At 72.6% G+C, this 11,519-nt stretch carries 12 protein-coding genes; 4 read left to right on the top strand and 8 right to left on the bottom strand.

Annotated elements, in window-relative coordinates:
- Positions 1-133 precede the first annotated feature (133 nt).
- The 3 genes from COGEMETH_RS01845 to argH form a co-directional block, all read right to left on the bottom strand.
- On the bottom strand, positions 134-814 hold the full coding sequence (locus COGEMETH_RS01845; RefSeq protein ID WP_238180921.1) for an invasion associated locus b family protein: 681 nt from the start codon (positions 812-814) through the stop codon (positions 134-136).
- A gap of 165 nt (positions 815-979) precedes the next feature.
- On the bottom strand, positions 980-1,267 hold the full coding sequence (locus tag COGEMETH_RS01840) for a hypothetical protein (RefSeq protein WP_238180920.1): 288 nt from the start codon (positions 1,265-1,267) through the stop codon (positions 980-982).
- 98 nt (positions 1,268-1,365) lie between these two features.
- Positions 1,366-2,757 (bottom strand): argininosuccinate lyase, encoded by a 1,392-nt coding sequence (gene argH / locus COGEMETH_RS01835; RefSeq protein ID WP_238180919.1) that lies wholly within the window; start codon positions 2,755-2,757, stop codon positions 1,366-1,368.
- A 51-nt stretch (positions 2,758-2,808) separates the two neighbouring features.
- On the opposite strand from argH, the gene tlpA reads away from it, so the two are divergent.
- A complete protein-coding gene (gene tlpA, locus COGEMETH_RS01830) occupies positions 2,809-3,447 on the top strand; it encodes a thiol:disulfide interchange protein TlpA (protein ID WP_238180923.1) in 639 nt (212 codons plus the stop codon).
- Positions 3,448-3,463: 16 nt separating this feature from the next.
- On the opposite strand, the gene COGEMETH_RS01825 is transcribed toward tlpA, so the two are convergent.
- Complete coding sequence (locus COGEMETH_RS01825; RefSeq protein WP_238180918.1) at positions 3,464-4,024, bottom strand: type II toxin-antitoxin system VapC family toxin; 561 nt, start codon at positions 4,022-4,024, stop codon at positions 3,464-3,466.
- Positions 4,014-4,361, bottom strand: a complete 348-nt coding sequence (locus tag COGEMETH_RS01820; RefSeq protein WP_238180917.1) for a hypothetical protein — start codon at positions 4,359-4,361, stop codon at positions 4,014-4,016. Before COGEMETH_RS01820 ends, COGEMETH_RS01825 begins: the two co-directional genes overlap by 11 nt.
- Before the next feature lie 152 nt (positions 4,362-4,513).
- Here COGEMETH_RS01820 and nhaA point away from each other — a divergent pair, with 152 nt between their 5' ends.
- Both nhaA and COGEMETH_RS01810 read left to right on the top strand, forming a co-directional pair.
- Positions 4,514-5,695, top strand: coding sequence for a Na+/H+ antiporter NhaA (gene nhaA / locus COGEMETH_RS01815; RefSeq protein WP_238180916.1), 1,182 nt, complete (start codon positions 4,514-4,516; stop codon positions 5,693-5,695).
- A gap of 11 nt (positions 5,696-5,706) precedes the next feature.
- Positions 5,707-7,464: a carbamoyltransferase family protein gene (locus COGEMETH_RS01810; protein WP_238180915.1), complete on the top strand. Its 1,758-nt coding sequence runs from the start codon at positions 5,707-5,709 to the stop codon at positions 7,462-7,464.
- Between the two features lie 12 nt (positions 7,465-7,476).
- Here the strand turns inward: COGEMETH_RS01810 and COGEMETH_RS01805 are convergent, their stop codons facing one another.
- A complete protein-coding gene (locus COGEMETH_RS01805; protein ID WP_373875299.1) occupies positions 7,477-7,833 on the bottom strand; it encodes a hypothetical protein in 357 nt (118 codons plus the stop codon).
- A 116-nt stretch (positions 7,834-7,949) separates the two neighbouring features.
- On the opposite strand from COGEMETH_RS01805, the gene COGEMETH_RS01800 reads away from it, so the two are divergent.
- The gene (locus COGEMETH_RS01800) at positions 7,950-9,116 is read left to right on the top strand and encodes a YncE family protein (RefSeq protein ID WP_238180914.1); all 1,167 of its coding nucleotides are present in this window, start codon (positions 7,950-7,952) and stop codon (positions 9,114-9,116) included.
- A gap of 16 nt (positions 9,117-9,132) precedes the next feature.
- On the opposite strand, the gene COGEMETH_RS01795 is transcribed toward COGEMETH_RS01800, so the two are convergent.
- Entirely contained in the window at positions 9,133-9,804 is a 672-nt protein-coding gene (locus tag COGEMETH_RS01795) for a haloacid dehalogenase type II (RefSeq protein ID WP_238180913.1), read from the bottom strand.
- A gap of 20 nt (positions 9,805-9,824) precedes the next feature.
- Positions 9,825-11,354 (bottom strand): murein biosynthesis integral membrane protein MurJ, encoded by a 1,530-nt coding sequence (gene murJ, locus COGEMETH_RS01790; RefSeq protein ID WP_238180912.1) that lies wholly within the window; start codon positions 11,352-11,354, stop codon positions 9,825-9,827.
- Positions 11,355-11,519 lie beyond the last annotated feature (165 nt).

Raw genomic sequence — 11,519 nt, 5'->3', positions numbered from 1 at the left:
ACGGGAGAGGGGGCCGCCCGGCCCTTCGATCGTCCTCTCCGTTCATCTGCGCAGATGTGCGAAGCCGGTAGCCCCTCTGTGGGAGAGGGAAGCGCCAGAGCCGGATTTACTTCAGGCAGCGGGATGTGAATCCCTACTTGCACTCCTCGCGGGTGCGCTTCATCGCCTCGCCGAAACCGGCCAGCGCATACTCGTCGCTCGTGGGGTTTCCGCGCAGCGACGTGGTCCTGATCGTGAGCTTCGGGTTGCGGCCGCCCATCTCGGTCACGACGCGGGCCTCCTCGGCCGGGTTCTGGAGCCAGGCGTTGCCGTCCTTGACCACGAGGCCGTAGCGGGCGCTGCCGAGGTTCAGGGTCGGGTCGCTCGGAGCTGCGGCCGAGCCCGGCTTCACCTGGGCGGCGGCGGGCTTGGAGGGGAAGCCCAGCATCACCGCGACCTCGTTCTGGACGTTCTCGCCCTTGCGCACGGTCACGAACAGGTAGGCGGTATCGCGCTTCAAGCTGCTGGGCTGGCGGGCCTGCGGCTGGGCGATGGCGTAGCACAGCCGGGTACGGCCCTCGCCGTTCACGAACACGTTCCAGTCGCCGAAGATCGCCACCGGCGTCGCCTGCTGCATGCCGGGGGGCGTGGCCGTCTTCCGGCTGCGGTCGCGCCCATTGCGGCGGCGGCTGCCGCGCGCGGGAGCCTCTTCGGCCTCCTGGGCGAAGGCGGCGGTGGCGGTGAGCCCGAGGGCCGCCGATCCGAGGCCCGCGCCGAGTCCGGGGGTCAGCAGGGTCAGCGCTCCGACGGGGAGCAGGCAGAGGGCACGGCGCATCGTCACGTCCTGAAGGCGTCGTCCGGCATCACGGCCGGGTTCGCGCGGCGCCCTCGAGAGGCAGCCGCGGCGGGTTTCAGGATTAGTGAAGCTTGGACTTCACGTCGGCAAGATGGCGACCGGACCGGGACGTGTGTTTGTCCCGGCATCGCGCGTCCGCCGGCCTCAGCCGGCGCGGGCCTCGGCCGCGATGGCCGCCATCGCCGCGACCGGCAGAGGCGGCATTTCGTGCGGCGCCTCGATGGACGCCGGCCGGGCCGCCTCCGGTGCCGCCGCGGTCTGGCGCACGCGCGGCTGCGGGTCGTTGTAGGGGGTGTTGTAGCCCTTGAGGACCGCCGCCCAATAGTCCTCGCGGGTGAGGCCGCTGCCGACGAGGGCCGCGTCGATCATCGCGGTCGCGGTGGCCGCCAGGGCGGGGGCCTCCTCGGGGTCGGTCCAACTCTCAAGCGGCATGCTGCGGTCTCCGGATACGCTCGCACGGGGCTTGTAGCGACGGCTACCTAGCTAGACGGTGAACGCGCCTGCGCCCGCTAAGTTGCCATGCACCATTTTCAAGACTTCTCCCCAGACAGCCGCGCGATCCAGTCCCGCGCCTGCCCCCGCACGTTGTCCGGCGCGGTGCCCCCGAAGCTGGTGCGGCTGCCCACCGAGTTCTCGACGCCGAGCACCGCGTAGACGGCATCTGTGATGCGCGGCTCGGCCTCCTGCATCTCGGAGAGCGACAGCGCCTCCAGCCCGACGCCCCGGGCGGAGGCCGCGCCGACGAGGCGGCCGGTGACGTGGTGCGCCTGCCGGAAGGGCAGCCCGAGTTCCCGCACCAGCCAGTCGGCCAGGTCCGTGGCGGTGGAATAGCCGGAGCCCGCGGCGCGGCTCAGGACCTCGGGGTTCGGCTCCAGGTCGCGGACCATGCCGGTCATCGCGGCCAGGCACAGGGACAGGGCCTGGAGGGCGTCGAAGGTGCCTTCCTTGTCCTCCTGCATGTCCTTCGAATAGGCGAGCGGCAGGCCCTTCATCACCACGAGCAGGCCGGTGAGCGCGCCGACGATCCGGCCGGACTTGGCCCGCACCAGCTCCGCCGCGTCCGGGTTGCGCTTCTGCGGCATGATCGAGGAGCCGGTGGTGTAGCCGTCCGACAGCCTGACGAAGTTGAACTGCGCCGAGGTCCAGACCACCAGTTCCTCGGCGAAACGCGAGAGGTGGATCGCGCAGATCGAGGCGGCCGCGAGGGATTCGAGCGCGAAGTCGCGGTCGGCCACGGAATCGAGGGAGTTGGCGGTCGGCCGGTCGAAACCGAGCGCGGCGGCGGTGGCGTGCCGGTCGATCGGGAAGGAGGTGCCGGCAAGGGCCGCCGCCCCCAGCGGGCACTCGTTCAGCCGGGCGCGGGCATCGCGAAACCGGCCGCGGTCGCGGGCCAGCATCTCGACATAGGCGAGGCAATGGTGCCCGAAGGTGACGGGCTGGGCCGATTGCAGGTGGGTGAAGCCCGGCATCACCGTGCCGGCATGCGCCAGCGCCTTGTCGGCCAGCGCCCGCTGGAGGTCGGCGGCCTGCGCGTCCAGAGAATCGAGGGTGTCGCGCACCCACAGCTTCATGTCGGTGGCGACCTGGTCGTTGCGCGAGCGGGCCGTGTGCAGCCGCCCGGCGGCCGGGCCGACGATCTCGGTGAGCCGGCTCTCCACGGACATGTGGATGTCCTCGAGCTCGCGCCGGAACACGAAGCGGCCGGATTCGATCTCGTCCCGCACGCCCTTGAGCCCGGCTTCGATCGCGGCCACATCGTCGGGCGGCAGGATGCCGGCGGCGCCCAGCATCGCCACATGCGCCAGCGAGCCGCGGATATCCTGGGGCGCGAGGCGCTTGTCGAACCCGATGGAGGCGTTGATCTCCTCCATGATCTCGGCGGGGCCGCTCGCGAAGCGCCCGCCCCACATCCGGTTGCTCATGCTCTCACAGACCCTTCCGCCCCGCCTCGAAGATCCGGCCACGCAACGATGATGCCCGGTCGCTTCACAGGGCTCGCCATCGGCGCCGGCCTCGTCACCGCGCTGGCCGGCGGCCTTGCCCTATACGGGACCGGCTCGCCCGGCGGCAACGGGGGCGCCGGCCCCTGCGCCGGCTCGGCCGGGGCGATGGCCCGGGTCGCGGCCGCCTCCCGCGGCGAGGTCGCGGCGATGCAGGCGCCCCTGACGCCCCGGCCGGCTCCGGAGATCGCCTTCAAGGGGCCGGACGGGGCCGAGACGCGGCTGTCCGACCTCAAGGGCCGGCTCTTGCTGGTCAACCTCTGGGCGACGTGGTGCGCCCCGTGCAAGGCCGAGATGCCGGCCCTCGACCGGCTCCAGGCCGCGCGCGGCGGCAAGGATTTCTCGGTGGTCGCGATCAACGTCGACACGCGCAACCTCGACAAGCCACCGGACTGGCTGAAACAGAACGGCATCGGCCGGCTCGCCTACTATGCCGATCCCGGCGGCCGGGTGCTGCCCGCGATCCAGCGCGACACCGGCTCCACCGGCCTGCCGACGACGCTGCTGATCGACGCGCAGGGCTGCACCATCGGCGTGATGAAAGGGCCGGCCGAGTGGTCGGGCGCGGACGGCCTGCGCCTGATCGAGGCGGCGCTCGGGGCGGGGTCCTGAAGACGGGCGGACCCGGTCAGTAATGGACGAACCGGCCCTCGGGGGCGATCTGCTGGATCAGGTCGAATTCGTCCCGGTTGGCCGTCAGCACGGGCAGCCCCGCTCTGGCTGCTGTCAGGTAGATCAGGGCATCGTTGAGACACGCCTTGCGCTGATGCGGCTGATACCCCTGGACCCGCGCCAGCGTGCCGGCGACGAGGCCGGCCTCGGTCCAGGTCTGCGGGTTGGGCGTGAGTATCCGCGTCTCCGGAACTTGCGCGAAGAGCTCGGCGTAATGGTCGCGCAGCGCCACCCATCCCGGCCGGGCCGGGTCTGCGTTGGCCACGCCGACCGCGAGTTCAGCCAGGGCGACCGCGCAGTGGAACAGCAGCGCCCGGTCGATGGCATCGCGCAGGGGCACCGGCAGGCGGCCGGCCGCGCGATGGATGTAGACGCTGGTGTCGAGGAGCATCACCGTCGGTCCGGTGCCGGACAGGGCGGTCCAATCCACGAGTTCGTGCCGTGGCCGTGTGGCGAGGCGTGCCCTGCGCTTGTCCGGCTTGCGCCGCCGGACGGCGCCGCGCAGGTCAATACTCAAGGTCGTGCTCGGGACCCAGCCGCCCTTCGGTCCGCCGGAAGAAGGCCGCCAGCGGATCGGGCCGCGCCAGCATCGCCAGGGCCAGCATGCCGAGTTCGGTGGTCGAGCTGAGGCCGGCCTCGCGCTTGGCGGCCTCGACCAGCGCCGGGGGCGCCCGAAAGCTGACATGTTCGGTCTTGTCGCCGTCGAACAGGCCGGCGCGCCTGGCCTCTTCCAAGGCGGCGGCATGGGCCGGGATCGGCTGCGGCGCCAGGGCCGCCGACTCCGCAGCGGATCGGGGGCGTGCCCTGTCGGCACGCCCCTTCGGCTTCGTCTGGGATGCGGATCGGGAGGTCATGGAACCTGTCTCGCGCCTGTCGATGTGCGCATTTTAGGATCTGCTGTCACACAAGGCCAGCCCGACGAATCGCCCGAGGCGTTCGAGGATCGCGAGGCCGGCGTGATGCCATGGGCTTGAACCGGCGCGGGAAGCCGGGCACCCCCCTTGGGATGAGTCAGCCCCGCCCGCTCTCCGCCCTCCGCACCGCGCTGACCGGCGAGGCGGGGGGCGGCCTCGTCCTGATGGCCGCGGCCGCGGCCGCCCTGGTGGTGGCCAATACCGGGCTTGCCGGCGCCTACGAGCACGCGCTCCATGTGAGCCTCGGGCCGATGAGTCTGCTGCATTGGGTCAACGACGGCCTGATGGCCCTGTTCTTCCTGCTGGTCGGCCTGGAGATCAAGCGCGAGGCCCTGGACGGGGGCTTGCGCACCTGGCCCGACCGGACCCTGCCGGGTCTGGCGGCGCTCGGCGGCATGGTGGTGCCGGCCCTGGTCTACCTCGCCTTCAACGGCGGCGGCGGCACCGTCCGCGGCTGGGCGATCCCGGCGGCCACCGACATCGCCTTCGCCCTGGGCGTGCTGGCCCTGCTGGGCCGGCGGGCGCCGGTCTCCCTGAAAATCTTCCTGAGCGCCGTGGCGATCGTGGACGACCTCGGCGCGGTCCTCATCATCGCCCTGTTCTACACCGGGGGCCTCGACCTACCGATGCTGGGGCTCGCCGCCGGCACCCTCGCGCTCCTGGCCGGCCTGAACCGCGCGGGCGTGCGCGCCCTCTCCCCCTACCTGCTGCTCGGCCTCGCCCTCTGGGTCTTCGTCCTGCGCTCCGGCATCCATGCCACGGTGGCGGGCGTCCTGCTCGCCATGACCATCCCGATCCGCCCGAGCCCCGGCAGGCCCGAGGACGCGGCCTCGCCCCTGCATCGGCTGGAACACGCCCTGACGCCCTGGGTGACCTACGCCGTCGTCCCGGTCTTCGGCTTCGCCAACGCGGGCGTGACCCTGGTCGGCCTGTCGGCGAGCGCGCTGCTGCACCCCGTGAGCGTGGGCGTGGCCCTCGGCCTGTTCCTCGGCAAGCAGGTCGGCGTGTTCGCCAGCGTGCGCATTGCCGTGGCGCTGGGTCTCGCGACGCGGCCGGCGGGGGCGGGCTGGGGGCAGGTCTACGGCGTGGCCGTGCTCTGCGGCATCGGCTTCACCATGAGCCTGTTCATCGGCGGCCTCGCCTTCGACACCCCCGAGCTTGCCACCGAGACCAAGCTCGGGGTGCTGGCCGGCTCGGTGGCATCGGGCCTGCTGGGTGCGCTGATCCTCGTGCTGGCGCCCCGCCGCGTTGCCGCGGGCCGCATGCCGGACTAACTGCCTGGGCGATGCGGTATTATCTCGGCCTCGCCACCACCTTCCACGACCCTGCGCTTGCCCTGATCGGGCCGGACGGCGGCGTCCTGTTCGCGGAAGGGGCCGAGCGCATCCTGCAATACAAGCGCGCGCCGAACTGCGAGCCGGACCCGGCCGGCCGCATGATCGGCCTGCTTGAGACCTACGTGCCGCGCGGCTCGGAGATCGTGGTGGCCTCCAGTTGGGGCCAGCAATTCACCGAGTTCCTGCGCGGGCAGGCGGGCAGCGGCGCCTTCGACCTCACGACGCTGGCGACTCTCCCCACCCATCTCAACCGCTCCTTCGTGCCCGAGCGGGCCGAGCGCATCTTCATCGCCGAGCTGAACCTGGCGCAGATGCGCGCCGGCTACGGCACCCTGATGGCCCTGAACCAGGAGGCCCGCGGCACGGGGGCGAGCCCGCGGGCCGAGATCGTGGCGCAGACGCGCCATCCCCATCACCTCAGCCACGCCGCCTACGCCCTCTGGGGCAGCCCGTTCCGGGACGCCACGGCGCTCGTCGTCGACGGCATGGGCGAGACCGGGGCGGCGGCGATCTACCGGATGCGCGACGGCCGGATCGAGGAGGTGCGCCGCCACCGCGGGCGCGGCTCGGTCGGCTTCCTCTACGGCCTCGTCACGGATCTGGCCGGCTTCGATCAGGTCAAGGGCGAGGAATGGAAGATCATGGGGCTCGCCCCCTACGGCCGCCCCGACCCCGAGCTGATCCCGCAGCTGCGCCGCCTCTACAGCGTCGAGTCCGGCCGGCTGAAGTTCTCCGACGACGCCACCGTGCGCGCGGTCGCCGCCGACATCCTCGCGCGCCGGCCCGCGGACGCGGCCGAGACCGGCTGGGCGGACCTCGCCCGCAGCGGCCAGGACGTGTTCTGCGAACTCATGGACGCGCTGGTGGCCGAGGCGTGGGCGCTGGCCCCGCACGAGAACCTCGTGATCGCGGGCGGCTGCGGCCTCAACTCCTCCTATAACGGTCGGGTCCTCGCCCGCTCCGGCTTCTCGCATCTGCACGTGCCCTCGGCGCCGGGCGACGACGGCAACGCCATCGGCGCCGCGTGGCTGGCCTATTCCGCCGACCATCCCGACTGGACCGGGCCGGAGCAGGCCTCACGTCCGCTCTCGCCCTATCTCGGCTCGCGCGTCTCGACCGAGCCCCTGGAGCGCATGGCCGAGTGGGAGCCGAGGGCCAGGCGCCTCGGGCACGCGGGCGTGACGCGGGCCGCGGCCGGTATCCTGGCGGATGGGGGGCTGGTCGGCTGGGTCCAGGGCCGGGCCGAATTCGGGCCGCGGGCGCTGGGCAACCGCTCGATCCTGGCCGACCCGCGCCCCGAGGGTGCCAAGGACGCGCTGAACGCCAAGGTGAAGTACCGCGAGGCGTTCCGGCCCTTCGCCCCCTCGATCCTGGCCGAGGCCGGGCCGGACTGGTTCGAGGACTACGCCGACAGCCCCTACATGGAGCGCACCCTGGTCTGGCGGGAATCCGTCCGCGACAGTGTCCCGGCCGTGGTGCACGCGGACGGAACCGGCCGGCTCCAGAGCGTCACGCCCGAGCGCAACCCGACTTACGCCGGGCTGATCGCGGCGTTTCGCGACCTGACCGGCGTGCCGATCCTGCTCAACACCAGCTTCAACGTGATGGGCAAGCCGATCCTCCACAGCGCGGAGGACGCGATCCTGATGTTCTACACCACGGGGCTCGACGCCCTCGTGGTGGAGGACTGGCTGCTGGTCAAATGAACCGGACGCGTCTCAATCGCAGACTTCGACCCGCTTGTAGGTGAAGTCCTCGTCGCTGAGCCAGACCTTGCGGCGCTCGTAGTGGCAGACCGGGCCGCGGCGCTCGCGCACCACCACGGTCTCCACGGGCTCCTCCTCCACGAGCACCCGGCGCGGGCGGTATTCCGGCGGGGGCGGCGGGGGCTGGTTCGCGCCGTTGATGAGGGCGCCGGCGGCGACGCCGCCGAGGACGCCGGCTGCGACGCCGCCGAGCAGGGCGGCGTTGCGGCCGTCGCGGGCGAGGCCCGGCGCGACGGTGCCGATGAGTAGGGCGCCGATCAGGGCGGCCCGGACCCCGTGGGTCATGGCGAAGGAACCGTTCGCGCGCACGCTCAAAATCTCCCGTTCGTGTTGGGCCAAATCCAACACCGGGATGTTTAAGAATCCGCCAATGCCCCGTTCACGAACGCGTTGGATACCGGGCCGGCGGGGAGCATCTTGACGGCATGCGGATGCGGATGATCTGGCTCGCTGCGGCCCTCTGCCTGATGGGATCGATGGCGCTTGCCGACGGCGGGCGGCCGTTCCTCCTGGTCGGCCTCGACGGCAAGACGGTCTTCGCCCCCGAGGGCTCGAAGAACGGGCCGGACGGGCACGACGCCCTGGCCATCGTGGATATCGGCGACCCGGCCCGGCCCCGTCTCGCCCACGTCCTGCCCCTGGACAACTCCGTCTACGGCCCGCCGACCAACCTGCAGATCACGCCGGACGGCCGCCTCGGGCTGCTCGCGAGCCCGGTGACGATGCGGCAGGAGGGCGAGGCCTGGTACGCGCAGGCCGACGACCGGCTCCACGTGGTCGACCTCGCGGCCGAACCGCCGCGGCTGGTGGAGACGATCCGGGTCGGGCGCCAGCCCTCCGGCCTCGCGATCGGCCGCGCCGGCACCCTCGCCCTGGTGGCCGAGCGCGAGGGGCGCAGCGTCACGGTGCTGACCATCCGCGGCACCGAGGTCAGGCCGGTCGCCAGCGTCGACGTGGGCGGCGAGGCGGCCTCCATCGCGATCGCGCCGGACGGGCGCCGGGCTTTTGTCGCCAAGAACAAGGCCGGCACGGTCGGCGTGCTCGAGATCGACGGCACGCAGGTGACCTACGATCCCGCCCGCGACATGCCGGTCGGGCCCGGCACCTACGGCCTGGAGGTGACGCCGGACGGCGCCTTCGTCCTCTCGGGCAATGCGGGCGCGAGCCCCAGCGACGGCCATGCGGACGTCGTCAGCCTGATCCGGGCGACGGGGGCGCGGCCGGTGGTGCTCGACCATGTCGGGGTCGGCGACACCGCCGAGACCCTGGCGATCGCACCGGACGGGCGCCACGCCGCGGTCTCGGTGGTGAAGGGTGCGGCCGCCCCCCATGCGAGCCCGAGCTACACGCCGGGCGGCGCGGCGGTGCTCGTCACGATCGAACCCGGCGGCCGGCTGCGCTACGCGTCCGAGGCGCCGGCCGGGGCCGTGACGCAGGGCATCGTCTTCGACCCGTCCGGCCGCTACGTCTACATCGGCAATTACAGCGACCGGACGCTCGGGGTCTACGCGGTGGAGGGCGACACGATCCGCGAGACCGGGTTCCGCCTCGACCTGCCGGGCCGGCCGGCCTCCCTGCGCGGCAGGCCCTGATCGGAGAAGGCCCCGTTCAGAGCAGCGCGTCCAGCGACCGGATCACCGTCGCCGGGGGCAGGTCCGGGTACTCGTCCGGCAGGCCCCTGCGGTTGATCCACGCGGCCTTCAGGCCGAAGGCAACCGCACCCGCCACGTCCCAGCGGTTCGAGGAGCAGAACAGTACCTGCCCGGCCGCCACGCCGAGCCCGTCGAGGGCGAGCGCGTAGGCCGCCGGGTGCGTCTTGAACACCCTCGCCCCATCGACGGAGAACACCGCGTCGAGGTGGTCGCCGAGGCCGGCCGAGGCCACCGCCCGCTCCAGCATCCCCGTGTCCCCGTTCGAGAGGATCGCGCAGCGCAGGCCCCTGCCCCGCAGCGCCGCCAGGGTGGTCGCCACCTCCGGGTAGGCGTCGAGGTCGCGATAGGCGTCGAGGAGTTTTGCACGCAGGCTTGCGTCGACGGCCGGGTGCAGGGCCAGGGCATGGTCGAGGGCCGCCTCCGTCAGCGACCAGAAGCTGCGATAGCGCCCGGCGAGCGACAGGACCCAGCTGTATTCGAGCTGCTTAGCCCGCCAGACCTCCGACAGGCGGCCGGCATCCGGGCCGACCGCATCCGCGTGGCGCTGCACGGCCGAGTGCACGTCGAACAGGGTGCCGTAGGCGTCGAAGACGACGGCCTGCGTTCCTGCGAGGATGGATTCCGGCATGGCTGGCGTCTCCGGTTGCGTCAGGCCCGCCGCAGGCGCAGGCCGAAGAGGTGGAGCAGGCCCACGAGGACGCCGCCATAGACCACGGCCCCCGTCAGGCCGAGGCAGGCCAGCACCGCGATCTCGCGGCCGTGGGGCAGGGCCGGCACCACGCCCTCGGCCAGCGGCAGGCCGTAGACGGCCACCCCCGCCAGCGCCGCGCAACCGAGCACGACCCCGAGCACGGTCAGGCCGAGCGTCCGGCCCGGCGCCGTCCAGCCCCGGCGCCAGGCGAGGCCGACCAGGAGGGCGAGGTTCACCCACTGGCTCACGGCGGTGGCCATCGCCAGCCCGGTGACGCCATAGGGGCCGGTGAGCCAGAGCTTGAGCGCGACGTTCACCCCGATCGCGCTCAGGGAGGCCCAGAGGGGCGTCGTGGTGTCCTGGCGCGCGTAGAAGCTCGCCACCGCGCTGCGCACCAGCACCACGGCGGGCAGCGCCAGCCCGTAGGCCGCGAGCACGGAGGCCGCGCGGGCCGCGTCCCCGGCATCGAAGGCGCCGCGCTGGAACAGGGCCGCCATGATCAGGCCCGGCAGGGTCAGGAAGGCGACCGTGAAGGGCGCCGACAGGGCCAGGGAAAAGCCGGCCGCCCGGTTCTGGGCGGCGTGCGCGCCTGCCACGTCGCCTGCCGCGATCCTGCGGCTCATCTCGGGCAGCAGCACCGTGCCGGCCGCGATGGCGATGACGCCGAAGGGGAGCTGGTAGAGCCGGTCGGCATAGTAGAGGGCCGAGACCGCGCCGGTGGGCAGCAGGCTCGCGATGATGGTGTCGGCGAAGGCCGCGATCTGGAAGCCGGCCGAGCCGATCACCGCCGGTCCCAGCACCTTGAAGAACCGCGTCATCGCCGGATCGCGCAAGGTGGGCGCCACGAGGCGGGGGGCCACGCCCATGCGCCGGCAGCCCCACCACAGCAGCCCGAACTGGAGCACCCCGGAGGCGGCCACGCCCCAGGCGGCCGCATAGGCCGCGTTCGGGAACAGGAAGGCCAGCGACAGGGCCGCCAGCATCGCGAGGTTGAGCAGCACCGGCGCGCCGGCGGCCACCGCGAAGCGGCGATGCGCGTTGAGGACGCCCGAGAGCAGCGTCACCAGGGTCATGAACAGCAGGTAGGGGAAGGTGATGCGGGTGAGCGCGACCGCGAGGTCGAAGCGCTGCGGGTCCTCGGAGAAGCCCGGCGCGAGGCCGCGCACCACCCAGGGCATCGCCGGCAGGGCGAGGTTGAGCAGCACGAGCTGCACGATCAGCATCAGGGTGAAGATGCGGTCGGCGAATCGCCGGGCCTCCCCTGCCGCGCCCGCCTCCTCCAGCCCGGCATAGGCCGGCACGAAGGCGGTGTTGAAGGCGCCCTCCCCGAAGATCGCGCGGAAGTGGTTCGGCAGGCGGAAGGCGACGACGAAGGCGTCGGCCACCGGCCCGGCACCCATCACGGCGGCCATCACCACGTCGCGGGCGAAACCCGTGACGCGGGAGACCAGGGTCCAGCCGCCGACGGAGAGGATGGAGCGGATCATCGGGCGGGGGGCCCATCCGTCCCCGCCCGGAGGGGGGGGACGGGATATGAAGGTCCCGATAGCCCACGATTTGGCGCGAGCGCTTCCCTCTCCCCTCTGCGGGGGAGGGTGGCCCGCGAAGCGGGTCGGGAGAGGGGAGCGACATTTCCGGACAACGCGCTCCCC

This window comes from Methylobacterium trifolii, from assembly GCF_022179685.1.
Taxonomy (GTDB): Bacteria; Pseudomonadota; Alphaproteobacteria; order Rhizobiales; family Beijerinckiaceae; genus Methylobacterium; species Methylobacterium trifolii.
The sequence above is the reverse complement of the archived record's forward strand: the minus strand, read 5'-3'. Positions and strand labels throughout refer to the sequence as shown.

What these genes read in the sequence shown, in the direction of transcription:
- COGEMETH_RS01795 (WP_238180913.1), bottom strand. Translation starts at nt 9,804, where the DNA reads ATGCCGGAATCCATCCTCGCAGGAACGCAGGCCGTCGTCTTCGACGCC.
- argH (WP_238180919.1), bottom strand. Translation starts at nt 2,757, where the DNA reads ATGAGCAACCGGATGTGGGGCGGGCGCTTCGCGAGCGGCCCCGCCGAG.
- COGEMETH_RS01820 (WP_238180917.1), bottom strand. Translation starts at nt 4,361, where the DNA reads ATGACCTCCCGATCCGCATCCCAGACGAAGCCGAAGGGGCGTGCCGAC.
- murJ (WP_238180912.1), bottom strand. Translation starts at nt 11,354, where the DNA reads ATGATCCGCTCCATCCTCTCCGTCGGCGGCTGGACCCTGGTCTCCCGC.
- tlpA (WP_238180923.1), top strand. Translation starts at nt 2,809, where the DNA reads ATGCCCGGTCGCTTCACAGGGCTCGCCATCGGCGCCGGCCTCGTCACC.
- COGEMETH_RS01800 (WP_238180914.1), top strand. Translation starts at nt 7,950, where the DNA reads ATGCGGATGCGGATGATCTGGCTCGCTGCGGCCCTCTGCCTGATGGGA.
- COGEMETH_RS01840 (WP_238180920.1), bottom strand. Translation starts at nt 1,267, where the DNA reads ATGCCGCTTGAGAGTTGGACCGACCCCGAGGAGGCCCCCGCCCTGGCG.
- COGEMETH_RS01845 (WP_238180921.1), bottom strand. Translation starts at nt 814, where the DNA reads ATGCGCCGTGCCCTCTGCCTGCTCCCCGTCGGAGCGCTGACCCTGCTG.
- nhaA (WP_238180916.1), top strand. Translation starts at nt 4,514, where the DNA reads ATGAGTCAGCCCCGCCCGCTCTCCGCCCTCCGCACCGCGCTGACCGGC.
- COGEMETH_RS01810 (WP_238180915.1), top strand. Translation starts at nt 5,707, where the DNA reads ATGCGGTATTATCTCGGCCTCGCCACCACCTTCCACGACCCTGCGCTT.